General features: G+C 33.7%; 24 protein-coding genes. All 24 read left to right on the top strand.

Translation table 11 applies throughout. The features are described from left to right. Positions 1–110: 110 nt before the first annotated feature. The gene (gene hypF / locus BLQ93_RS06760; RefSeq protein ID WP_092129137.1) at positions 111–2,318 is read left to right on the top strand and encodes a carbamoyltransferase HypF; all 2,208 of its coding nucleotides are present in this window, start codon (positions 111–113) and stop codon (positions 2,316–2,318) included. Continuing rightward, positions 2,309–2,548 carry a HypC/HybG/HupF family hydrogenase formation chaperone gene (locus tag BLQ93_RS06755; protein WP_092129135.1) on the top strand — a complete coding sequence of 80 codons (240 nt, stop codon included), beginning with the start codon at positions 2,309–2,311 and terminating at the stop codon, positions 2,546–2,548. The genes hypF and BLQ93_RS06755 overlap by 10 nt, the downstream gene beginning before the upstream one ends. Beyond that, positions 2,535–3,623: a hydrogenase formation protein HypD gene (hypD, locus tag BLQ93_RS06750; protein ID WP_025391233.1), complete on the top strand. Its 1,089-nt coding sequence runs from the start codon at positions 2,535–2,537 to the stop codon at positions 3,621–3,623. The genes BLQ93_RS06755 and hypD overlap by 14 nt, the downstream gene beginning before the upstream one ends. Beyond that, positions 3,613–4,578 (top strand): hydrogenase expression/formation protein HypE, encoded by a 966-nt coding sequence (hypE, locus tag BLQ93_RS06745; protein ID WP_245670452.1) that lies wholly within the window; start codon positions 3,613–3,615, stop codon positions 4,576–4,578. The genes hypD and hypE overlap by 11 nt, the downstream gene beginning before the upstream one ends. A gap of 98 nt (positions 4,579–4,676) precedes the next feature. After that, positions 4,677–4,961, top strand: coding sequence for an RNA recognition motif domain-containing protein (locus BLQ93_RS06740; protein WP_025391235.1), 285 nt, complete (start codon positions 4,677–4,679; stop codon positions 4,959–4,961). 225 nt (positions 4,962–5,186) lie between these two features. After that, complete coding sequence (locus BLQ93_RS06735) at positions 5,187–5,666, top strand: 4Fe-4S dicluster domain-containing protein (protein WP_092129131.1); 480 nt, start codon at positions 5,187–5,189, stop codon at positions 5,664–5,666. A 1-nt stretch (position 5,667) separates the two neighbouring features. Next, complete coding sequence (locus BLQ93_RS06730) at positions 5,668–7,476, top strand: aldehyde ferredoxin oxidoreductase family protein (RefSeq protein WP_092129129.1); 1,809 nt, start codon at positions 5,668–5,670, stop codon at positions 7,474–7,476. Positions 7,477–7,532: 56 nt separating this feature from the next. Next, positions 7,533–8,753 carry an NAD(P)/FAD-dependent oxidoreductase gene (locus tag BLQ93_RS06725; RefSeq protein ID WP_092129127.1) on the top strand — a complete coding sequence of 407 codons (1,221 nt, stop codon included), beginning with the start codon at positions 7,533–7,535 and terminating at the stop codon, positions 8,751–8,753. A 6-nt stretch (positions 8,754–8,759) separates the two neighbouring features. Beyond that, on the top strand, positions 8,760–9,944 hold the full coding sequence (locus tag BLQ93_RS06720) for a molybdopterin molybdotransferase MoeA (protein ID WP_092129125.1): 1,185 nt from the start codon (positions 8,760–8,762) through the stop codon (positions 9,942–9,944). 9 nt (positions 9,945–9,953) lie between these two features. Then, positions 9,954–10,883: an extracellular solute-binding protein gene (locus tag BLQ93_RS06715; RefSeq protein ID WP_092129123.1), complete on the top strand. Its 930-nt coding sequence runs from the start codon at positions 9,954–9,956 to the stop codon at positions 10,881–10,883. 26 nt (positions 10,884–10,909) lie between these two features. Further along, entirely contained in the window at positions 10,910–11,620 is a 711-nt protein-coding gene (locus BLQ93_RS06710) for an ABC transporter permease (protein ID WP_092129121.1), read from the top strand. Then, positions 11,620–11,787 (top strand): TOBE domain-containing protein, encoded by a 168-nt coding sequence (locus BLQ93_RS09415; protein ID WP_159427509.1) that lies wholly within the window; start codon positions 11,620–11,622, stop codon positions 11,785–11,787. The genes BLQ93_RS06710 and BLQ93_RS09415 overlap by 1 nt, the downstream gene beginning before the upstream one ends. A gap of 107 nt (positions 11,788–11,894) precedes the next feature. Continuing rightward, positions 11,895–12,680 carry an exodeoxyribonuclease III gene (gene xth, locus BLQ93_RS06705; protein ID WP_092129119.1) on the top strand — a complete coding sequence of 262 codons (786 nt, stop codon included), beginning with the start codon at positions 11,895–11,897 and terminating at the stop codon, positions 12,678–12,680. Beyond that, positions 12,677–13,519 carry a glycine--tRNA ligase subunit alpha gene (locus BLQ93_RS06700; protein WP_092129117.1) on the top strand — a complete coding sequence of 281 codons (843 nt, stop codon included), beginning with the start codon at positions 12,677–12,679 and terminating at the stop codon, positions 13,517–13,519. The genes xth and BLQ93_RS06700 overlap by 4 nt, the downstream gene beginning before the upstream one ends. Next, complete coding sequence (glyS, locus tag BLQ93_RS06695; RefSeq protein ID WP_092129115.1) at positions 13,516–15,531, top strand: glycine--tRNA ligase subunit beta; 2,016 nt, start codon at positions 13,516–13,518, stop codon at positions 15,529–15,531. The genes BLQ93_RS06700 and glyS overlap by 4 nt, the downstream gene beginning before the upstream one ends. 10 nt (positions 15,532–15,541) lie before the next feature. Then, complete coding sequence (gene guaB / locus BLQ93_RS06690) at positions 15,542–16,993, top strand: IMP dehydrogenase (protein WP_025391246.1); 1,452 nt, start codon at positions 15,542–15,544, stop codon at positions 16,991–16,993. Beyond that, positions 16,944–17,501 (top strand): phospholipase D family nuclease, encoded by a 558-nt coding sequence (locus BLQ93_RS06685; RefSeq protein WP_092129113.1) that lies wholly within the window; start codon positions 16,944–16,946, stop codon positions 17,499–17,501. The genes guaB and BLQ93_RS06685 overlap by 50 nt, the downstream gene beginning before the upstream one ends. Next, the gene (locus tag BLQ93_RS06680) at positions 17,471–17,887 is read left to right on the top strand and encodes a hypothetical protein (protein WP_025391248.1); all 417 of its coding nucleotides are present in this window, start codon (positions 17,471–17,473) and stop codon (positions 17,885–17,887) included. The genes BLQ93_RS06685 and BLQ93_RS06680 overlap by 31 nt, the downstream gene beginning before the upstream one ends. Further along, positions 17,865–19,664 (top strand): translation elongation factor 4, encoded by a 1,800-nt coding sequence (gene lepA / locus BLQ93_RS06675; RefSeq protein WP_092129111.1) that lies wholly within the window; start codon positions 17,865–17,867, stop codon positions 19,662–19,664. The genes BLQ93_RS06680 and lepA overlap by 23 nt, the downstream gene beginning before the upstream one ends. Before the next feature lie 12 nt (positions 19,665–19,676). Continuing rightward, positions 19,677–20,321: a signal peptidase I gene (gene lepB, locus BLQ93_RS06670; protein ID WP_092129109.1), complete on the top strand. Its 645-nt coding sequence runs from the start codon at positions 19,677–19,679 to the stop codon at positions 20,319–20,321. Beyond that, positions 20,311–20,871 (top strand): CDP-alcohol phosphatidyltransferase family protein, encoded by a 561-nt coding sequence (locus BLQ93_RS06665; protein ID WP_025391251.1) that lies wholly within the window; start codon positions 20,311–20,313, stop codon positions 20,869–20,871. Before lepB ends, BLQ93_RS06665 begins: the two co-directional genes overlap by 11 nt. Positions 20,872–20,883: 12 nt before the next feature. Further along, the gene (locus BLQ93_RS06660; protein WP_092129107.1) at positions 20,884–21,078 is read left to right on the top strand and encodes a YgaP family membrane protein; all 195 of its coding nucleotides are present in this window, start codon (positions 20,884–20,886) and stop codon (positions 21,076–21,078) included. Next, positions 21,056–22,150, top strand: a complete 1,095-nt coding sequence (locus BLQ93_RS06655; protein ID WP_092129105.1) for an aminopeptidase — start codon at positions 21,056–21,058, stop codon at positions 22,148–22,150. The genes BLQ93_RS06660 and BLQ93_RS06655 overlap by 23 nt, the downstream gene beginning before the upstream one ends. Positions 22,151–22,188: 38 nt before the next feature. Beyond that, positions 22,189–23,227, top strand: a 1,039-nt coding sequence (locus tag BLQ93_RS06650) for a cache domain-containing protein (RefSeq protein ID WP_143338715.1), incomplete at its 3' end; no start/stop codon positions are given.

The following is a 23,227-nucleotide window of genomic DNA, read 5'->3' as shown; positions in this document are numbered from 1 at the left end:
ATATCATGTTGACATTCGTATTTAATATTATTAATATAGCATCGTTTAAAAAGAGGGGGATATGTATCGTTTTTTAAATACAATGTACAAATATTTAATTTATTTAGCAAATGTTTGCAATCAAAGCTAAAGTATATGGTATTATTCAGGGTGTAGGTTTTAGACCAGCACTTTACAATGCCTTAAAAAAATATACTGGGTGGGTACGAAATAGTTCTTGTTGTGTTGAAATTTATATTGAATCAAATAGAATACTTAATATAGAAAAAATTATCATTAAAAATAAACCGCAAAATGCATTTATAAAATCTATAGATAGCGTTATTTTTAAAATAAAAAAACATGCCTACAATAGTTTTATTATTAAATACAGCAAAGGTGATGCTCAAAAAAATATAAACATAACGCCAGATTGGGGTATTTGCAAAAAATGCGAGCAAGAATTATTCGATAGCTCAAACAGGCGTTTTTTGCATCCTTTGATTACATGCACAGATTGTGGGCCCAGATTTAGTATTGCAAAAGATGGTTTGTTTGATAGAAACAACACCACAATGAACGCATTTAAAATGTGTAAAATGTGTGCAACAGAATATTCTGATAGCTCAAATAGGCGTTTTCATGCTCAAACCATTTCTTGTAAAGAATGTGGCCCGAAATATTTTTATGTAAAAAATAAACAGGTTGAGTTAAAAGATATCAAAGCCGTTAAAAAGGCAGCTTTTGATTTGGAAAACTCTAAAGTTGGTTTATTAAAAGGCATAGGTGGTTATCATTTAATTTGCAATGCATTTGATGAATATGCTGTTGAAAAAATAAAATACATAAAAAAAAGGGAAGAAAAACCGTTTGCTGTAATTGCAAAAAACATTGAAACTGCAAAAAAACTTGCCTATCTATCAAAAAAAGAGATTGAAATTCTAAACTCACAAATAAAACCAATTGTGCTTGCAAAATATAAAGATGAGCGCTTAAAGTTTGTAAATCTCAAAAGCCCATTTGTAGGTTTAATGCTTGCTTATGCTCCAATACACTTGCTTTTGTTTTACTTTTCAAACCTTGAGTGCATTGTTGCAACAAGTGCAAATTTAAGTGAATTTTCGCTTATTTACAAAGATAGGGATGCTGTAAATTTTGATGGTGTAGATTTTGTACTGCTTCACAATAGGAAAATTATAAGACCAATTGAAGATTCTATTGTACATTTCAGTTTAAATAAGCAAATAATTTTTAGGTATGCAAGGGGTTATGCACCTTCGCCATTTTATTTAAAAGGCGTAAAGCCCAACATTTTAGCGTTGGGTGCCGATATGAAAAACAATATAGCAATAAGCCTTAAAGATACAGTAATTTTATCTCAATACACGCCAGATTTATCAAATTATGAAAACTATGAGCAATTTAATAAAAAAGTTAATGATTTTTTGTCTTTTTTTGATATAAAAAAAGTTGATATGGCTATTTGTGATAGGCATCCAAATTATTTATCAAGTAATTATGCAAGGCAAACATTTGCAAATGTGTTTGAAGTACAGCACCACAAAGCGCATTTTGCAAGCGTTTTATTGGAAAATAACTACACTGGTGATTGTATTGGGATAGTGCTTGATGGTACAGGTTTTGGTGATGATGGCAATATTTGGGGTGGTGAATTTTTTGTAAAAATGGATAAAACCATAAAACGTATTGGACATATTAAAAATATGAAACTTTACTTTGGCGAAAAAGCAATAAAAGAACCATACAGAATAGCAGCTTCTTATATTTATGATATAACAGATGATATTGAATATGTAAAATCCTTATTTTCTGACTATACTGATGTAATTGAGCTTATGCCAAAAACACCTTATTTGATTACAAGCTCAGCAGGTAGATTATTTGATGCAGTAAGTGCCCTTCTTAACATAAAACACAAAAACACGTTTGAAGCACAATCTGCAATGCTTTTAGAATACGAAGCAAAAAAACACAAAACTTCTAAGATACTTGATTATAAGATTGATAATTTTGTTGTTGATTTTTCAATGACGCTAAAAACAATTGCAAAAAGGCGCGATTTAGTAAGCGCAAGGCTTTTTCATAATACTTTTGTTGAAGCAATATATGAAAATACAATGTCTATATCAAAACTTACTGGCATAAAAGTGGTTGCGCTATCAGGTGGCGTATTCCAAAACGATATAGTTTTTAGCCTACTATATAAAAAATTAACCAAGGCTGGCTTTAATGTATTATTTAACTCAAGGTTTCCAATAAACGATGGTGGCGTAGCCGTAGGTCAAATCTATATTGCAAAGGAGGGATTATGTGTATAGGTATACCAATGCAAATTGTTGAAGTTTATGAAGATGGAATTAGTGGTGTTGTTGAAGCAGGTGGTACAAAGAAACACTGTTTTTTTATGCTAATAGACAATCCAAAAGTGGGAGACTATGTGTTAGTGCACGCTGGAAATGCCATAGCAAAACTTGATGAACAAGAAGCAAAAGAAAACGTAGAGCTAATAGAACAATGCTTATTGGGGGCAAAAGGTGCAACTGAGTAAGTTTAAAGACAAAGATTTAGTATTGGCACTTGCTCAAAGCATAAAAGTCAAATCAAAAAATTTCGAGAATTTGCGCATTATGCATGTGTGTGGCACACACGAGAATTCTATAGTAAGATACGCACTAAGGGATTTATTGCCAGATAATATTAAGCTTCTTGCTGGACCTGGATGTCCAGTATGTGTTACAAGCTCAAAAGATATAGATGCTATAATAAACTATGGTATAAAAAATAATTGCACAATTGCCACATTTGGCGACATGCTAAGGGTGAAAGGAAGCAATTATTCACTTTTTAGTGCAAGCAAGATGGGTCTTAGCGTTAAGATGGTTTATGGTTTAGATGAAGCAATAGATTTTGCAAAAAAAAGCAGACAAGATGTGATATTTTTTTCTGTGGGATTTGAAACTACAGCAGCTCCCATTGCAAGCATAATAAAGAGTATAAGCTTGCCAGAAAATTTAAGCTTTTTTAGTGTCCACAAATACACGCCAAATGGTGTTTTAGAATTGTTGAAAGCAGGTAAACTAAATATTGATGCATTAATATTGCCTGGACATGCAAGCATAGTTTCAGGGTTGGTGCCTTATGAAAAGGCCTCAAGCGATTTTAAATTGCCTTGTGTTGCAGCGGGTTTTGAACCAGCTGATATTTTAAGTGCCATACTTATGATAATAAACCAGATTGAAAATAATACCTGCAAGGTAGAAAACGAGTATGAAAGGCTTTTGAGCTATGAAGGCAACAAACTTGCTCAAAAAGCTCTAAACGATGTTTTTGATATTGTGCCTTGCATATGGAGAGGGCTTGGCACAATAGAAAATAGCGGTTTTGAATTTAAAAAAACATATGACTTTTTAAATGCAAAAGTAAAATTCAATATTCCATTTAGCGAAGATTATATAGAAGAACAAAAAGGCTGCAGATGCGCAGAAGTTATTTTAGGTTTGATTGAGCCAACGCAATGCCCAATGTTTTCCAAAGTATGCAATCCTCACAATCCTGTAGGACCGTGTATGGTATCAGATGAAGGTACATGCAGAAACTGGTGGGAGGTTAAAGGTGAAATTTGACAAAATTACAATGGATCACGGATCTGGCGGTAAATTGACGCTTGAATTAATAGAAAATGTATTTAGAGCAACTCCGGGTCTTGATAGTGCGATTTTGGGCGATATAGCCTTTACGACGGATTCTCATTCAATAAAGCCGCTATTTTTTAAAGGCGGTGATATTGGCAAACTATCCGTTTGTGGAACTATAAATGATTTGTTGTGTGTTGGAGCAAAGCCCATGTATCTATCAAGCGCATTTATAATGGAAGAAGGTTTTGAGCTTGATGAGTTAGAAAAAATTGCACAATCAATGCGCGATGAAGCAAAAAATGCTAATGTTAAAATTGTATGTGGTGATACAAAGGTTGTTGAAGCTGGCAAAGGCTTTTATATAAATACATCAGGCATAGGAAAAATCATAAGGCCAATAGATGGCTCAAACATATGTGAAAATGATCAGATAATTGTAACAGGCAATATTGGAGAACACGGCTTTTCGATTTTAAACGAACGCGAGAATTTAAACCTTGCATCAAATTTGCAATCTGATTGCGCCCAGCTTACAAGCCTAATTTTACCAATAATTGAATCTGATTTAGATGTTCACTGGATGAGGGATCCCACACGTGGCGGTATTGCTATGTGTTTAAACGAATTATGCTACAAAAGAGATTTTGGCGTTGAAATATTTGAAGAACTTGTCCCAATTTCTGAAGAAGTGTCCTCGATTTCTGAGATGCTTGGCATTGAACCTTACTATAGCGCAAACGAAGGTAAGATGGTAATAGTTGCAAACCCGGTTGATGCCCCAAAAATTTTAGATATTTTACACAGCAATCCACTTGGTAAAAATGCAAATATAATTGGAAATATTACAAAAGATCACCCACAAAAGGTATTGCTTAATTTGAATTATGGCACAAAAAGATTGCTTTCTATGCCACTTGTAGAAAAAATGCCAAGGATTTGTTAAAAAATACTTGACTTTTTGTTTTTTTATGTTAAAATGCAAATAATTTGGTGTGGACTATATAGGCGCATCAATAGTAAATTTTTTTTGGAGTGTGTTTTGTGAATACGAACAAGTTGTACGTCGGTAATTTAAATTACCGAACGACGGAAGAGAAACTCAAAGAAGTTTTCTCAGGTTATGGTAATGTAGTATCGGTAAAGGTTATTGAAGGTAAAGGTTTTGGCTTTGTAGAAATGGAATCAAAAGACGATGCCCAAAAAGCTAAAGACGCTTTAGACAACACAGATTTAGACGGCAGAAACATCAGGGTAGATGAAGCAAAACCAAGGGAGTCAAATCCAAGACAAAGGTCAAATTACTCTAACTCAAGAAACAGATTTTAATCCACTTTTAAAAGCAGGGTTTTAGCCCTGCTTATATATTTCTTAATAAATTTTATTTAAAAATATATAGTATGCTTTTGGTATTTTTTTGTTATTGTTTAAGTGTACCTTTGTATCTTAAAAATTTTTATTTATATACCCTCCAATTCTTAAAAAATTTATAAAAAATTGAAAAAATATAAATTTGGGTTATAATTAATTAATAAGTTAATTAGGGAGGTTTCTATGTCAAAGCGAATTAGAATCGAACCTTCAAAGTGTATTGGTTGTAAAACATGCGAGCTTGCCTGTTCTTTTAAACACCATGGTATGTTTGCCCCAAGTTTGTCTCGCATCTACAATGAAGTATTTTTGGAAGAAGCTTCGTTTGTTACAGTTACATGCCAGCAATGTGATGATCCATGGTGTGCTAGAGCATGTCCATCTGATGCTATAATAAAGCACCCAGACACAGGTGTGGTAGAAGTAATTGAAGAAAAATGTGTAGGCTGTAGAACATGCGTAAGTGCTTGTCCATTTGGTATGATAAAGTATGTGGAGTACAAACAAAAAGCGGATAAATGTAACCTTTGTGGTGGCGATTACCCGGAGTGTGTCGCATTTTGCCCAACAGGTTGTCTAACATTTGAGGAAGAGGATGCACCTCTTAGGACAAAGATTCTAAACTATGTAAATGTTGTAAAAGAAGGACGATTGGAGGTGTAGTATGTTTGGTGGATGGATAGGAAATGTCTTAAGGATAAACCTCTCTAAAATGACTTATGCTTTTGAGCCTTTAAACTACGAGTGGGCCAAGCTGTATTTAGGCGGCAGGGGTCTTGGTTCAAAGTATTTCATGGAAGAAGTAGACCCAACGGTTGACCCATTTTCTGAAGATAATAAGCTGATACTTGCCCCAGGACCGTTGACTGGTACATACGGTGCAGCAAATGGTCGCTATATGATGATTACAAAATCTCCTCTAACAGGCACGATTGCTTGTTCAAATTCTGGTGGTTATTTCCCAGCTGAACTAAAGTATGCAGGTATTGACCTTATAATAATAGAAGGCAAAGCAGCTCACCCGGTTTATGTTACAATCTATAACAACCAGGTAGCCATAAAAGATGCTTCTAAAATATGGGGCAAAACCTCTGATGAAGTAGAAGATTATCTACATTCAACTTTCCATAGAGATGCAAAGATTGCTTCTATTGGTCCAGCAGGTGAAAAGCAGGTATTATTCGCAGCAATTATGAATGATAAACACAGGGCAGCAGGCAGAAGCGGTGTTGGTGCTGTAATGGGCTCAAAGAATCTAAAAGCTATAGCTGTAAGGGGCACATTGGGTGTTAAGGTAGCAGATAGAGTGAAGTTTAGAGAAGCGGCAACAGATGCTTTCAGGGCAATAAAAGAATCGCCTGTAACTTCAGCTGGGCTTCCTGCATATGGCACAGCTGTGCTTGTGAATGTTATAAACCAAAATGGCTTGCTTCCAACAAGAAACTTCCAGGCAGATATGTTTGAAGATGCAGAAAAAATATCTGGTGAAACGCTTGCTAGCACCTTGCTTGTTAGAAATAAAGCCTGTATGTCCTGCATGATAGGATGTGCAAGGGTTACAAAGCTTGTTGATCCAAGGTATAAGCTAGAAACAGGTGAGGGTCCAGAGTACGAAACAATATTTGCTTTGGGTTCAGATTGCGGTGTATCAGATTTAAATGCTATAACAAAAGCAAATTTTATCTGTAATCAATATGGTATGGATCCAATAAGCGCAGGCGCTACTGTAGCATGTGCTATGGAGATGTTTGAAAAAGGCATAATACCCCAGTCCGATATAGGCATGCCTCTAAAGTTTGGAGATGCTGATGCAATGGTTAAAATGATTGAGCTAACTGGCAAGAGAGAAGGATTTGGGGATAAGCTTGCTCTTGGCTCATACAGACTTGCAAGTTTGTATGGACACCCAGAGTTTTCCATGACAGTAAAAAAACAGGAATTTCCAGCATACGATGGTAGAGTAGCTCAAGGTATGGCTTTGGAGTATGCTACATCAAACCGTGGTGCCTGCCATGTTAGAGGCTATATGATTTCACCAGAAATTATGGGTGTACCGGAAAAACTTGATCCTTATACAACAGAAAATAAAGCTTTCTGGACAAAAACTTTCCAGGATGTGACAGCAGTGGTGGACTCTGTGGGTATGTGTTTGTTTACCACATTTGCAATAAACATAAACCACATAACAAACCTATTTACTGCAGCTACAGGCTTGAATTACACGCAAAACGATATGATGAAAGCAGGAGAGCGCATATATAATATAGAGCGCTTATTTAACCTCAAAGCTGGTATTGATCCATCTCAGGACACACTTCCAAAACGCTTGCTTGAAGAGCCAGTAAAAGAAGGTCCGGCAAAAGGCATGGTTGCAAAGTTATCTGAGCTTTTGCCTGAGTACTACAAAGAGCGTGGTTGGGGATCTGATGGGGTGCCAACGCAAGAAAAGCTAAAAGAGCTAAATATTGCATAAAATTTTAAGCGCAAAGTTTTCAAAGGCTTTGCGCTTAAAACCAAAGTGAGGGATAAATGCACTATGATTTAATTATAATAGGCAACTCAGCAGCGGGTTTAAGTGCAATAAAGACTATAAGAGCTTTTGATAAGAAAATGTCTGTTGCTGTATTTGATAAAGAAGCTGAGAGCGCATACTCAAGGGTCCTAACACCTTACTATGCAGGATTTGATACAGATAAAGATCATCTCTACATTGTAGATAAAAGCTTTTATGCAAAAAATGGCATTGACGCTTATTTAGGAGATGAAGTATTTAGAGTTGATACAAATAAAAAAACAATCTATACGCAGTTTGATACATATACATACAGGTATTTGCTTATTGCAGTAGGTGCTTTCGCAAAACAGTCGCATATAAAGCATGAAAAGGTGTTAACGTTGAGAAATATATCCGATGCAGATAAATTGCGCAAGTTATTTTCAAATGCAAAATCTGTTGCGGCACTTGGTGCAGGTCTTGTTAGTTTACCAACGCTATCTCATTTAAAAGATGATGTTAAAAAACACATAATAGTTTCATCTGATAGAATTTTTTCTCAGGTGGTGGATAAAAGCGCTTCATATATCTTAGAAGAAATATTTAAAGACAAAAATGTATTTATCTACAAACATGATGATGTAGAAAGCATAAAAGATAATTTGGATGGCTCAATAAAACTTAGCTTAAAATCCAATCATCAAATAGATTGCGATTTACTCCTTGTAGGGAAAGGTGTTTTACCTAATATAGATTTTCTAAAAGGCGAGATAGAAACAGACAAAGGAATCGTAATAGACGATTTTTGTAAAACAAGTGCTCAGGATGTTTATGCAGCTGGCGATTGCGCTCAAGGGAGAGATTTTGTTACAGGAAAAAGCGTCATTCAAGGCAACTGGATAACGGCAGTTGAGCAAGCAATTATTGCTGCAAAAAATATTTTAGGTATAAATGTAGCCTACGACGGTAGCATAAAAAACAACACAACAGAGGTTTTTGGTATAGATGTTGCTGTTGTTGGTTACAATAAAGACGATGCACAAAATATAGAGTTTTACGATCCAGGCAGGTTTTTTTATAGAAAACTCTTTTTTGATGAATCTGGTTTTATAATTGGAGCAACACTTATTAAAGACACAAACGATGCAGGACTTTACTATAATCTAGTAAAAACACGCACCAAAATAGATATTTTTCATAATCTAAATCAATTTATGAACTATCCAAAATTTTTAAGTAAGCTTAACTATAGGTAGGTTCTCATGACCACATTTTATGAAGCAATCCAATCAATTCAGCCAGAGCTTGTAGCTCAAACCCAACAGGTTGATTTAATTGAGTCTATAAACAGAGTACTGGCAATTGATATTATATCAAATATAGATTTTCCCCCATTTAACAAAGCCACAATGGATGGTTTTGCTTTCAGATTTGAAGATGATTTGCCCAAAAGGCTTAAAATCCAGGATGTAATTTATGCAGGCCAAGAAACAAACATTAAGACCCAAAAAGGGTATTGCGTGCGCATAATGACAGGCGCTAAAGTGCCAGATGATTGCGATAGTGTGGTAGAATTTGAAGCTGTAATAGAAAAAGACGGTTTTATTGAATTTATAAAACCACCAAAAAAAGGTTCAAATATAGCTTACCTTGGAGAGGATTTAAAAAAGAATGAGCTTGTTTTAAAAGAAGGTACTCTAATACAACCAAATATGATCAATTTACTTGCACAACTTGGCTATAAAGGCGTAAAAGTTTACAGAAAATTAAATATTGGCGTTATTACAACAGGCGATGAGCTAGTTGATATTGGTGAGCCCAAAAAACCATCAAGCGTTGTTGACACCTCGCGCTACAGTTTAATTGCCCAGATAAGACAGTTTAATCAAGAAGCGATTGATTATGGACGTATTTTAGATGACCCAAAAAAGATACAACATACACTTAATAATGCTACCTTAAACTGTGATATCGTAATAATAACAGGCGGATCTTCATTTGGCGATAAGGATTATACCCAGGAAGCGCTAAACGCCATAGGTGCCAAAATACTAATTAGAACCATTGATATGAAACCAGGAAGACCAACAATTATAGCAAAAAAAGACAATTGTTTTATTATTGGTTCACCAGGAAACCCGGTATCAACATTTAGTGTCTTTAGGTTGTTTGTAGGAAATATTATTTCAAAGATGTTAAAATGCAAAGATTTTGATGTGGATTTTCTAAAGTGCAAGATTGATTTTGATTACAAAAAAAAATCGGATAGGATGCATTTTTTGCCAACAAAAGTAGCTTTTTGTCAAGACGGTTATGTAGCCTATAAGATAAATTACAATGGTTCTGGTGACTTTAGTGCCCTATCTAAAGCAAATGCGTTTTTAGCTATACCAAAAGAAGTAGAAATTGCAAAAAAAGGTGAGATGCTCGAATTCTTTTTTATATAGGGGTACTTTATGAAATTATTTTCCAGGCTTGTATTGGTAATTGCGGTATTATTTTTTGCAAGCACATCATTTGCTAGCACGCTTGTTGTTATGCAGGCAGGAAGTTTGGCTAAACCGTTTAAAGAAATTGAAGAAGCTTTCAACAAGACTTATCACACAAATGTAAAGTTTCAAAATGAAGCTTTTGGCAGTGTAAAGATTGTGAGAATGATTACAGATTTGCATGCCACACCGGATATTGTTGAATTGGCTGATTATTCTTTGTTTCCAAAAGACTTGATGCCAAAATACACAAGCTGGTATTTGCAGTTTTCTACAAATCAGGAGGTATTGGCCTATACGCCAAAAAGCAAATATGCAAAACAAATCAATTCAAACAACTGGTATGAGATACTTTCAAAAAAAGATGTTAGCTGGGGTTACGGCAACCCAAACCTTGACCTAGGTGGTTATACAGCCGTTATGGTTTTAAAACTTGCTTCTATTTATTATCATAAGCCTCAACTTGCAGATTACCTTTTATCGCATGTAAATAAAAACAACATAAGACCAAAAGCTGAAGATTTGATTGCTTATCTAAAAGCAGGAGAGCTTGATTACGCTTTTGAGTATTTATCCATAGCAAAACAGTATGGTTTAGACTATGTACAATTACCAAATGAAATAAACTTTGGTGATCCAAAATATGCAAAATATTATTCACAGGTATCATTTAAGTTAAAATCCGGTAAAGTAGCACCCGGTATACCAATAATTTATGGTATATCAATACCCAATCAGGCAAAACACAAAGAACTGGCTGCAAAGTTTTTAGCCTTTTTAATTTCAAAAGAAGGTCAAAAAATATTAAGCGACAGCGGACAGCCCGCAATCAGTCCAGCTATAGCTGTAGGGGACATAACTCAGATACCGCCAGTTGTTAAAAAATTGACTAAGTAAGAGGAAGCTTTTCCTCTCTTATCAATATGAAGCACAATTATTTAAGCGATAAAGCTCTAAAAGTTTCATTTTTAATCATAAGCCTTTTTGTGCTTGTTTTTATAATTGTTCCTCTTGCGCGTCTTGTGCTTTTTATAAATCCAAAAACTGTTAGCGTAATAGAGCAAAGTTCTGTATTGGAAGCAATTTTTAATAGTCTTTCTTTATCGTTTATTTGCGGATTGATTTCTATAGGAGTTGGTGTGCCATTTGCTTATCTTTTGTCTAAAAATTTTTTTAAAAGATTCAACAAGTTTGTAGAAACAATATCTGATATCCCAATTTCTATACCACACACTGTAGCTGGTATAGCTTTGTTATTTATATATGGGAAAGAAGGTATTATCGGCAGTCTTTCTTATAAGTTATTTAAATTTCAGATTACAGGTACGCGCATTGCCATTACAATAGCAATGCTGTTTGTGTCTTTGCCGTATATGGTTAATGCTGCTAAAGAAAGTTTTAAAAGCATTGATAAAGAACTTGAAAAAACAGCAAAGATGCTTGGTGCAAGTGAGTTTAATATCTTTAAAGATATTTACCTGCCATTATCAAAAAGTGCAATTTATTCTGGTTTTATATTGGTATGGGCAAGGGCTATTTCTGAGTTTGGAGCAGTCGTTATGCTTGCATATTATCCAATGACAGCTCCTGTTAAAATTTACAATGCTTTTAACGAAATGAACCTTGCGAGGTAATGGATTATAGTTTCAACGGACATGTGTATAGTGTTTATTTAAATTGCGGCTTTAAGCTAAAAGCAAGTCTCACAAAATACTATTTTGATGAGCTGAATATAAAAATTGGCACCAATGTTTATGCAAGCTTTTCTAGAACGTCTGTTAGAATTTTGCCAGATCAATAGTTGAAAAAAATTACATTATAGCTAATATATTCAATATTAAATGCTTTGTGGCAAAGAGCCATTTTTGCATTGAAGGTAATAAATTAAATTTTTAGAAAGGAAAAGTAATGAGAATAGCTACATGGAACGTAAACTCTATTAGAGTTAGGCTTGATAAAATTTTAGATTGGATAACCCAAAAAAACATAGATGTTATAGCTATGCAAGAAATTAAAGCACCGGATGATAAATTTCCATATAATAATTTCAAAGATTTAGGTTATAATGTTGAAAGTTTTGGAGAAGTTGGTTTTAATGGTGTTGCAATTGCTTCGAAATTTCCAATGGAAAACATTAAAAAAGGTTTTGCACTTGATGCAAGAGCCCAAAAGCGTATGATAAGCTGCGAAATTAATAGTATTAAAATTATAAATGTGTACATACCAAACGGTAAACAGGTTGGAACAGGTGATTATTACTATAAGTTAGATTACCTTTCTAAATTAAAAGAGTATTTAATTTCTTTAATGAAAGATACAAAACAAATAATACTTATGGGTGATTTAAATGTTGCATTATCAGACCTGGATGTTTATAATAGCTCGCAGATGAGTGATCAAATCGGCTTTACACACTCAGAGAAAAATGCCTTACAGGATATATTGAACATCGGTTTTTTTGATGTATGTCGCGAGTTTCATAAAGACAAAAAACTATTTAGTTTTTGGGATTATAGAGCAAATTCTTTTTTAAGAAACAAAGGCATGAGGGTAGATTATATTTTGACAACAAAAGAAATTTTTGAAAAAGTCGTGTTGTGCGATATAGACGAAAAAGAACGTGCAAAGCCTGGTGCATCTGACCACGCACCAGTTTATGCAAAAGTAAATATTAATACAGGCGGTGTATCATGAATTATCAGGACATACCACTAAAATTATCGGAGTTTTGGAAATCGAAAGGCTGTGTAATATTGCAACCCTACGATATTGAGTCTGGTGCAGGAACATTTCATCCTGCTACAGTATTAAAATCGCTTGGCGATAAGCCCTGGAGTGTTGCCTATACTGCTCCTTCAAGAAGACCAACCGATGGTAGGTATGGTGAAAATCCCAATAGACTCCAGCATTACTACCAATATCAAGTAATTATTAAGCCCTCACCGGAAAACATTCAGGAAATGTATTTAGAAAGTCTTGAATTCTTAGGCATATCGCCAAAGCAACACGATATAAGGTTTGTTGAAGATAACTGGGAATCTCCTACGCTTGGCGCATGGGGTCTTGGCTGGGAAGTATGGTTAGATGGTATGGAAGTAACACAGTTTACATATTTTCAGCAAATAGGTGGTGTTGATTTAAAACTCATACCTGTCGAAATAACGTATGGCACAGAAAGACTTGGTATGTATATTCAAGGTGTAGAAAATGTTTTTGATATGAAATTTAACGATCATTTAACTTATGGCGATATTCATAAGCACGATGAATGGGAATATTCTACATACAATTTTGAAGTTGCTGATGTAAAAATGCTTTTTGAGTTATTTAACATATTTGAAAAAGAATCAAACAGATGCATTCAGGCTAATCTTATAAGACCAGCGTATGATTATTGTATTAAATGTTCTCATGTTTTTAACCTGCTTGATGCAAGGAGTGCAATTAGCGTATCAGAGCGTACGCATTATATAAAAAGGGTGCGCGATCTGGCTGTTGCCATAGCAAAAGCTTATGTAGGAGAAAGCCAATGAGGGTATTGTTTGAATTGTTAACAGAAGAATTACCAGCAAAAGAGTTGCTTAATATAAATGATAGCTTGCTTTGTGCGGTCTTGGACAGACACAATATTGATTATCAAAGCGCCAGTGTATATTTTACGCCAAGACGCATAGCTGCTATAATTAATTGTAAAGAGTTTACAAAACAGCAAAATCAAAAAATTTTTGGACCGCCAAAAAACGTATGTTTTGACAAAGATAATAAGCCAACAAAAGCTTTATTAAGTTTTTTAGAAAAAAACAATGCAAATATTGATGAGTGCTTTTTTGAAAATACAAGCAAAGGTACTTATGCTTGCGTTTTTGCAAAACAAACACAAAAGTTAGTAAAAGAGCTTTTATGTGGTATTTTTAGTGAATTTTTAAGCTCAATCCCATTTGAAAAGCAAATGCGCTGGGGAAGTGGCGATTTTGTTTTTTTAAGGCCCGTACACAATTTGGTGCTTTTAGCTGACAACGAAGTAATAGAATGTTCTTTGTTTGGCAAGCCTAGCGTTTCTTACACATTTGGTCACAGATTTTTGGCTTGCCACAAAATAGATTTAATATCAAAAGACTACAAGGAAGAACTTAAAAAGCACTATGTAATAGTAGATCAACACACAAGGCAATCAATTATTAAAGATTCGCTTGAAAAACTATCAAACGCGCAAAAGCGCTATGTTTTAGATGAGGATTTGTTAAATGAAGTTGTAAATTTGGTAGAATACCCAAATTGCCTGGAAGGGACTTTTGAAGAAGAGTTTCTTAAATTGCCCCAGGAAGTTTTAATAAGCTCAATGAAAGCCAATCAAAAATACTTTTACTCTTTAAACAATGGTAAGCTTACAAATAAATTTTGTATAGTTTCAAACATGATTACAGATGATGATTCTGTTATTGTAAAAGGTAATGAACGTGTTTTAAGGGCCCGTTTTAGAGATGCAGCTTTTTTCTATGAAGAAGATTTAAAAGTCAAGTTATCAGACCTAGTAGATAAACTAAAACATATGCTTTTTCATAAAAAACTAGGGTCAATGTATGATAGGGTAGAAAGGCTTGTTGAGCTTACCAAAAAAATAGCAAGTGATATTGGTGCAGATGTAGATGTGGCGCAGCGTGCAGCATATTTATCAAAAGCAGATCTTTTAACGCATATGGTTTATGAATTTCCAGAAGTACAAGGTATAATGGGCTCGATTATTGCAAAAAAGCAATCAGAAAAAGAGCTTGTAGCAAACTGCATATATGAACAGTATTTACCCAAAGATGAAGTTTACCCTAAAACAAAAGAAGGTATAGCGCTATCATTAGCTGATAAGTTTGATTTGATTGTTGGTGGTATGATAGCTGATCTAAAGCCAAGTGGCAATAAAGATCCCTACGGACTGCGCCGGGCAGCTCTTTCGATTATAAAAATTGCATTAAACACAAAACTAAATTTTAATATTAAAGATATTGTTGAATTCTCGGCAAATCTTTATGATAAACAAGGTATATCTCAATTAAATTCAGTAAGCCAAACACTTGAATTTATAAAAGTGAGATTTATAAATATGTTCGAAGAACACAGTCAGATTGTAAAAGCTGTGGTTGAGGTTGATTTTAGTGATATTTACGATGCATTTTTAAAAATCGAGGCATTAAAAGATTTTTACACTCAAAGCAATGAAGAAAATTTGTATAGTATAAAAAGGGTGTTTAATATAGTGCCAGATAGTTTTAAAAAAATAGATGTTGATCGTGAGCTTTTTGTTTTTAGCGAAGAATCTAAATTTTTTGAATTTGTAGGATCTTTAAAACAAAATCTGGAAAAATTTTTGCAAACTAAAGATTATTTATCTTATTTAAAAAACATGATAGACAACAATATAATATCAAGTTTTTTTGATAATGTTCTTATTATGGATAAGGATGAAAAAATCAAAAATAATAGATTGGCTTTATTAAACAACTACAAACAATTAGTATTAAAAGTAGCAGATTTTAAATATTTAAACATTTGAAGGTGAGTGTATGATTAGACTTAAAGACACTTTGGGTTTGACATTTAACGATGTGCTTTTAATTCCAAGAAAATCTCATGTTTTACCTAACGAAGTTGATACAAGCACAAACCTGACAAACAGGTACGCACTAAAGATTCCAATAATTTCAGCCGCTATGGATACAGTTACAGAGTACCGTATGGCAATAGGCATGGCAAGAAACGGTGGCCTTGGCGTTATACATAAAAACATGACTATAGAAGAACAGGTAAGACAGGTAATTAGGGTCAAAAAAAGTGAAAGTGGTATGATAACGGATCCTATTGTTATTCACCCGGATGCTACGATAAATGATTGCCTTAATTTAATGCGAAACTACCATATCTCTGGCATACCGGTAACTGATAGCAATAATACGCTCGTTGGCATTATAACTAATAGAGATTTAAGATTCGAGACAGATTATACAAAAAAAGTAAAAGACCTAATGACTTCTAAAGGTTTAATTGTAGCTCCAGAAGGTACAACGCTCAAAGAAGCAATTGAATATCTCAAGAAAAATAAAATTGAAAAATTACCCATTGTAGATAAAGATTATAAATTAAAAGGTTTAATTACAATAAAAGATATAATAAAAAAAGAAGAGTATCCAGATGCCACAAAAGACTCAAAAGGCAGGCTTTTGGTAGCTGCAAGTGTTGGCACAAAAGATGGTGAATCAAGAGCTAAAGCACTTTTAGAAGCAGGTGCTGATATTATAGTATTAGATTCAGCGCACGGACACTCTGTAAAAGTATTAAAGACTATAGAAAGGATAAAGTCAAAGTTTGACTGCTGTGTAATAGGTGGTAATGTAGCCACACGCGAAGGCACAAGAAGCTTGATAGAAGCTGGCGCAGATGTTGTAAAAGTAGGAATCGGGCCAGGTTCAATTTGTACAACACGCATTATTGCGGGCGTTGGTGTGCCGCAGATTACAGCAATATCAGAATGTGCAGAAGAAGCCGATAAATTTGGCGTAAAAATTATTGCTGATGGTGGAATTAAGTATTCAGGTGATATTGTTAAAGCTTTAGCTGCAGGTGCTGCATGTGTAATGATTGGTAATTTACTTGCCGGCGTGGAAGAATCACCTGGTGAGTCCATTATATATCAAGGTAGAAAGTACAAAGTTTACAGAGGGATGGGATCGCTTTCTGCAATGGAAAAAGGAGGCAAAGAAAGGTATTTCCAGGACGAAGTTGAGCCTGAAAAGTTTGTACCAGAAGGCATTGAAGGTAGAGTTCCCTACAAAGGCGAATTAAAAGATGTATTATACCAGCTTGTTGGTGGTCTAAAGGCAGGTATGGGCTATACTGGTTCAAAAACCATTGAAGAGCTTAGAGAAGTGCCATTTATTCAAATTTCAGAAAACTCATGGAGAGAAAGTCATGTTCACGATGTTATTATTACAAAAGAAGCGCCTAACTATAATATTTAGCGTTTTATTTTTAGTTTTAATCAATGTTGCTTATGCACGGGATATTGAAGTTTATTTTACACCATCTGATGTACCTATAGAAAAGATTGTTAACCTCATAAATAATTCAAAAAAGTCTATTGATGTTGCAATGTACTCTTTTACATCAAGACCGCTTGCTCAAAGCCTTATAAATGCAAAAAAACGCGGTGTCAAGGTAAGGCTTTTATTAGACGGTGAATGGAATAGTCCAAAAAACAAATATTCAAAAGTAGAGTACCTGTTAAAAAATGGCATAGATATTAGATTTGCTAAGCCTCACAAGTATTATGATAGATACGGTATAATGCACAATAAATTTGCTATTTTTGATGATAAAATAGTTGAAACTGGTTCTCTAAATTGGACAGCTCAGGCTCCCAAAGCAAACGATGAAAATGTTTTAATTATTGATAGGCCAGATATTGCAAATATTTACAAAAAACAATTTGAGGAATTATGGAATCAAGCGCTGCCTGCAAAAGAATAATTGATGCTAATTTGAACCGTTCAAAAGAAGCTCTTCGCGTAGTTGAAGATATAATAAGGTTTGAGTATGATGATGAAGAATTAGCAACTTTCTCTAAAAGTATACGTGCACTTTTAGGTTCTATTGCAAAAAAACATATTGATTCAATTGAACACAGAGATACACAAAATGACTGTTTAACAAAAGTAACATTGAAAGAAGAAAAAAATAGAGATTCTTTATTTGATGTTTTAATTGCAAACTTTAAAAGAACCGAGGAATCTTTACGTGTTTTGGAAGAAGTCTTTAAATTAATTGATATTGACAGTTCATTATTATGCAAACATGCAAGATACGATACTTATATACTGGAAAAAAAAGTGTATGATAGATATAAAAAACATTAGAAATTTTTCAATCATAGCCCATATTGATCATGGCAAATCAACGCTTGCTGATAGACTGATTGAAAAAACCGGTTCTCTTGATAAAAGGCAGATGAAAGATCAAGTTTTAGATAATCTTGAAGTGGAACGCAGGCATGGTATAACCGTAAAAGCTCAGGCTGTTAGAATGGAGTATTTATACGACGGTGTCTTATACGAATTAAATATGATTGATACTCCAGGGCATGCTGATTTTACATACGAGGTATCAAAAAGCTTATCAGCATGCGAGGGTGCATTGCTTGTAGTTGATGCTACACAAGGTGTTGAGGCACAAACGGTTGCAAATTTATATTTGGCTTTAGAAAATAATTTAGAAATAATACCTGTTATAAACAAAATAGATTTACCCACAGCAGATATTGAAAAAACAAAAAGTGAAATAGAAAATTTGGGTTTAGATGCTTCTGGTGCTATTTTGATTTCAGCAAAAAACGATATAGGTACAGATAAAGTTTTGGAAGCCATAATAAAATATATACCTCCACCAAAAATCAATAACGAAGAGACACTTAAAGCTCTTATTATTGATTCATGGTATGATAATTATAAAGGTGTTGTGTGTCTTGTTAGAGTATTTGAAGGTGAGATTAAGATCCATGACCGTATAATGATATTTTCAAACAAAAAAGAGTATAATGTTGAAAGTATAAGCGTATTGACACCAAAACCAAAAGAAATAGAAACTTTGCATGCCGGTGAAGTTGGTATTTTAATATCCAATATTAAAAATATAGATGATGTGCTTGTTGGTGATACAATAACACTTGCAAGTAATCCTGCAAAAGCTGCCCTGAAGGGTTTTAAAAAGATAAAACCTTTTGTATATGCAGGTATATACCCAACTGACACTGAAAAATATGATGATCTTAAAGAAGGTTTAGAAAAACTTAAATTAAATGACTCAAGTTTGGAATTTGAACCAGAAAAAAGCGATTCTTTAGGTTTTGGCTTTAGATGTGGTTTTTTAGGCATGCTTCATATGAATATAACAAAAGAACGTCTAGAAGAAGAATTTGGTTTAGATATAGTTGTTACAAACCCTTCTGTTTTGTATAAAGTAGAAAAAACAGATGGTAGCATAATTGAGATATCAAATCCCAAAGACTTACCTGAACCCCAATTTATTAGATCTATTTTAGAGCCTTATGTAAGCATTGATGTTATAACTCCTTCTGAGTATATTGGTAGCGTATTAAACTTGTTGCAGGAAAAAAGAGGATATCAAAAAAATTTAAGCTATTTATCTGCAAATAGATGTTTAATTACTTACAGTGCTCCTTTATCTGAAACAATAACAAACTTTTATGACACACTTAAATCAATTACAAGGGGTTATGCTTCTTTTAATTACGAATTTGAAGGCTATAAACCATCGGATCTTGTAAAAATGATAATTTTAATCAACAATGAACCTATAGATAGCTTTTCTCAAATCGTCCACAAGGATAAAGCTTACGCTCAGGCTCGCGAGGTGCTAGCAAAACTGAAAGAATTTGTGCCAAGACAATTGTTTGAGATAAGGCTTCAGGCAAAAGTAGGTGGCAAAATTATAGCAAAAGAGGAAATAAAAGCTCTTCGAAAAGATGTGCTTGCAAAATGCTATGGTGGTGATATAACACGCAAAAGAAAATTGCTTGAAAAGCAAAAAGAAGGCAAAAAAAAGTTAAAACAATTAGGAAAGGTTGCTATATCAAAGGAGGCCTTTATGAAACTTTTGGAACCCACAAAAAGATAAAAAGGAGTAGTTATGTCAAAAAAATTTTGGGATTGGACAAAATCAATACTTATAGCGCTATTAATAGCGCTTTTTATAAGGACATTTTTTATTGAAGCTTTTAAAATTCCATCTGGTTCAATGGAGCCTACACTATTGCCAGGTGATTATATACTTGTAAACAAGATATCATATGGTATAAAAATACCTTTTACGCATGAATTTTTATGGAAAGGCAAAGACCCTAAAGTTGGAGATATTGTAGTTTTTAGGTATCCACCTGACCCAAGCGTGCATTTTATCAAACGTTGCATGGGTGTACCAGGTGATACGGTTCAGATAATAAACAGGCAGGTTTATATAAATGGTAAAAAAGTCTATGAACCATACGCTTATTTTTCGAGTCCTATTATTTATCCAAGAAATGCTCAAATACCAGGCATTACAACGCCTTATGGCTCAAGAGATAATTGGGGGCCTGTTAAGGTTCCACCACATGAGTATTTTATGATGGGCGATAACAGAGACAATTCTTACGATTCAAGATTTTGGGGTTTTGTGCCACGCTATGATATTACAGGCGAACCATTTATTATTTATTTTTCAATTTATCATTGGAAAATAAGGTTCAATCGAATATTTAAAATTATAAATACAAATGCTCAAGATGGAAGATAAATTTTGCGATGAAAAAATTATAAATTTACCAAATAGTTTATCCTTTTTTAGAATTATACTAATTGCTCCGACAATCTATTTACTTTTAAATGAATTTTACAAGCAGGCTTTTTTTGTATTATTTATTGCATCAATCACAGACTTTCTTGATGGTTTTTTGGCTAGAAAGTTAAACCAGACTACACTTATTGGCAAACTTCTTGATCCTTTGGCAGATAAAATTTTGATAAATTATGCATTTTTGCTTTTTACAATAAAAGGAGCTATACCACAATTTTTATGGGTTACAGTATTTTTTAAAGATACAGTTTTGATTGTTGGAAGCCTTGTAATTTTGACATACAATAAAGAACATGTCATAAAAAGCTCTTATGCAGGTAAACTTGCTACATTTTTTCAAATTGTTCTTTTGCTTTATATTTTGTTTGAGAAACTTAATATTTTGCACAATAATTTAGCTTTAAGTGTTATCGTATATATAACCTTTGCATTTTCGATTTTTGCCCTGTTGCATTATGTAAAAAAAGCTTTATACTTAATTAAAACTTAATGGAGGTTTTTAATGAAAAAAAATGTAGGTGGACTTGACCAAAAGATTAGATACGCAGTTGGTGTTGGTTTGATTTTATGCGGATTACTAAAAAAGAAAGCACTCATTGTTCCAGGCGCGATGGTGCTTGGCACTGCAATCTTGCAAAAATGTACGTTGTACGATTTAATAGGTGTAAATACATATGAACGCAGACAGGATAATTAAAAAAATACTCAAAGACAATATGGGTTTGAAGCCATATGAGCGATGTCTTGTGTTTACAGATATTCTAAATGAGGATGTTGATGAAAAAGAAAAATTACGAAGGAAAAAGCTTCCATACATAGCAAAAGCTTTTTTTGAAGAAGCAAATTCACTTGCAAAAGCTTTTTACTTTGAATATGGCTCGCTTGGCTCACCTGCAGGTGAGCCACCTTTTGAGCTTTGGGAAATAGCTTTTGGGAAATCCTGTACAAGTCAGTTTAAACACCTAAAAGACAAAATAATTGCTAAGACTTTAAGCGATGAAGAAAAAGCTTTTATAGAAGATATTGTCAAGCAAAAGTGCGATTGTGTAGATGTTATTATTGCGCTGCCAAATTATTCTACAAGCCACACATTTTTTAGAAAACTTTTAACCAATAGCTGCAAAAGCAGATTTGCAAGCATGCCATTATTTGACGAAAGTATGCTTTTTGGACCATTAAGCATTGACATAGAAGAACTAAAAGATAAAACGCTTCAAGTATACGAGGTCGTAAAAAACGCTAAAATAATAAAAATTAATGCCAAAAATGGCACAGAAATAGAGTTTAATTTAGAAGGCAGAGAATTTTTAACTGATTATGGTTTATTGGATAAACCGGGTAGTTTTGGAAATTTACCTGCCGGAGAAGTGTTTATTGCACCAAATGAAGGCAAAACAAATGGTTATTTTGTAGCAGAGTTTGGACCTACATTTAAGTTTGATGGTAATTTATGTTTTGTTATAAAGAATGGTATGCTAAATGAAATTATAGGAAGTGATAATTACGCTAAAACGCTAAAAAAGATAATTGATCAACATCCACAAGCTGCAAATGTAGCTGAGCTTGGCATTGGTACAAACACTAAGGCAAAAGATCCACTCAATATCCTAGAAGCTGAAAAAATTTACAGAACCATACATATGGCTTTGGGAGACAATTCATCTTTTGGCGGCAAAGTTAGTGTCCCATTTCATCAGGATTTTGTACTTTTTAATCCCAATGTGATTGTTATAAAAGACGATGGTTCTCGATATTTGAATTTTGATTAATTAGTTAAGGTGGAGGATGTATAAGTTTCAAAACAAAAATGGTTTTATACGGTGTTTTAAGTGTATTAATTTTTGTTGGTTTGTTTGGTGTATACGCAATTTACTGGAATTTAAACTTAGAAAAGCAGGAAATTAACTCAACAAAAGAATTAATTATTTCATATAACAAGAAAAACTTGGTTTCCATTATAGATTCTGTGTCATCTATGATTCAAAGACCATACGAAAGGTACAAAAACGGAGAATTGAGTTTTGATGATGCAAAAGCAGTCGCGCTTGATTGGATTAAAAAGGTTAAGTACGGAAATAATAATTATATATTTGTAGTTGATAGAGATGGTATATTGCTTGCGGACAGGGCAGACCCTTCGCTTGAGGGGAAAAATGTTTTAGACTTTAAAGATGCAAATGGTAAATATATTTTTAAAGAAATAATTTCTACTGCTTTAAAACAAGGTTCAGGCTATGTCGAATACAATTTTAAAAATCCTTCAACAAATAAAATTGATAGGAAAGTAACTTATGTAAGATACGATAAAGATTTTGGATTTATTTTAGGCACAGGATTTTATTTGTCTGGCCTAAACAAAGATATTGAACAGCAAAGAAATATAATTATTAAAAATATGATTTCTTCTTTAATTGTATCATCTATAATTGTAATTTTTATAATTGCTGCTGTGGCTTTAATTGGTATGTTATTAGCAAAAAAACTTATTAAACCCCTCTCTCATATAAACTCTCTTGTCTCCACCCTTGCCAAAGGTGGTGGTGATTTAACTATTGTATTGCCAAAGGACTCAAATGATGAATTTGGAGAACTAACAGACAATCTCAACAAATTCATATCAACACTTAAAGATATTGTTGGCCAGATTGTTTCAAAGGCAAAAGAAGTCCAATCTTCTGTAAACTCTCTTGCCACTTCAGCTGCTCAAATATCTGCTTCAAGCGAGCAGGTATCATCAAACACAAAAGAGATATCACACGCAACAGAAGACACAGCAAATGCACTATCCGGTATTGCAAGATCAACAGAAGACATAAGGGTATCTTCCGATGAAGCAAAAGAAATAA

It is taken from the genome of Desulfurella multipotens (assembly GCF_900101285.1).
Classification (GTDB): domain Bacteria; phylum Campylobacterota_A; class Desulfurellia; order Desulfurellales; family Desulfurellaceae; genus Desulfurella; species Desulfurella acetivorans.
Note: the sequence above shows the minus strand (reverse complement) of the source record. Positions and strands in the feature narration are given on the sequence as shown.

Excerpts from the sequence above, each read along its gene's own strand:
- BLQ93_RS06735 (WP_092129131.1), top strand. The coding sequence starts at position 5,187 with ATGTCAAAGCGAATTAGAATCGAACCTTCAAAGTGTATTGGTTGTAAA.
- BLQ93_RS06700 (WP_092129117.1), top strand. The coding sequence starts at position 12,677 with ATGAATTATCAGGACATACCACTAAAATTATCGGAGTTTTGGAAATCG.
- guaB (WP_025391246.1), top strand. The coding sequence starts at position 15,542 with ATGATTAGACTTAAAGACACTTTGGGTTTGACATTTAACGATGTGCTT.
- BLQ93_RS06730 (WP_092129129.1), top strand. The coding sequence starts at position 5,668 with ATGTTTGGTGGATGGATAGGAAATGTCTTAAGGATAAACCTCTCTAAA.
- BLQ93_RS06715 (WP_092129123.1), top strand. The coding sequence starts at position 9,954 with ATGAAATTATTTTCCAGGCTTGTATTGGTAATTGCGGTATTATTTTTT.
- BLQ93_RS06655 (WP_092129105.1), top strand. The coding sequence starts at position 21,056 with ATGAACGCAGACAGGATAATTAAAAAAATACTCAAAGACAATATGGGT.
- xth (WP_092129119.1), top strand. The coding sequence starts at position 11,895 with ATGAGAATAGCTACATGGAACGTAAACTCTATTAGAGTTAGGCTTGAT.
- glyS (WP_092129115.1), top strand. The coding sequence starts at position 13,516 with ATGAGGGTATTGTTTGAATTGTTAACAGAAGAATTACCAGCAAAAGAG.
- lepA (WP_092129111.1), top strand. The coding sequence starts at position 17,865 with ATGATAGATATAAAAAACATTAGAAATTTTTCAATCATAGCCCATATT.
- BLQ93_RS06720 (WP_092129125.1), top strand. The coding sequence starts at position 8,760 with ATGACCACATTTTATGAAGCAATCCAATCAATTCAGCCAGAGCTTGTA.
- BLQ93_RS06665 (WP_025391251.1), top strand. The coding sequence starts at position 20,311 with ATGGAAGATAAATTTTGCGATGAAAAAATTATAAATTTACCAAATAGT.
- hypF (WP_092129137.1), top strand. The coding sequence starts at position 111 with ATGTTTGCAATCAAAGCTAAAGTATATGGTATTATTCAGGGTGTAGGT.
- BLQ93_RS06660 (WP_092129107.1), top strand. The coding sequence starts at position 20,884 with ATGAAAAAAAATGTAGGTGGACTTGACCAAAAGATTAGATACGCAGTT.
- BLQ93_RS06755 (WP_092129135.1), top strand. The coding sequence starts at position 2,309 with ATGTGTATAGGTATACCAATGCAAATTGTTGAAGTTTATGAAGATGGA.
- BLQ93_RS06685 (WP_092129113.1), top strand. The coding sequence starts at position 16,944 with ATGTTCACGATGTTATTATTACAAAAGAAGCGCCTAACTATAATATTT.
- BLQ93_RS06680 (WP_025391248.1), top strand. The coding sequence starts at position 17,471 with ATGGAATCAAGCGCTGCCTGCAAAAGAATAATTGATGCTAATTTGAAC.
- BLQ93_RS06725 (WP_092129127.1), top strand. The coding sequence starts at position 7,533 with ATGCACTATGATTTAATTATAATAGGCAACTCAGCAGCGGGTTTAAGT.
- BLQ93_RS09415 (WP_159427509.1), top strand. The coding sequence starts at position 11,620 with ATGGATTATAGTTTCAACGGACATGTGTATAGTGTTTATTTAAATTGC.
- lepB (WP_092129109.1), top strand. The coding sequence starts at position 19,677 with ATGTCAAAAAAATTTTGGGATTGGACAAAATCAATACTTATAGCGCTA.
- BLQ93_RS06710 (WP_092129121.1), top strand. The coding sequence starts at position 10,910 with ATGAAGCACAATTATTTAAGCGATAAAGCTCTAAAAGTTTCATTTTTA.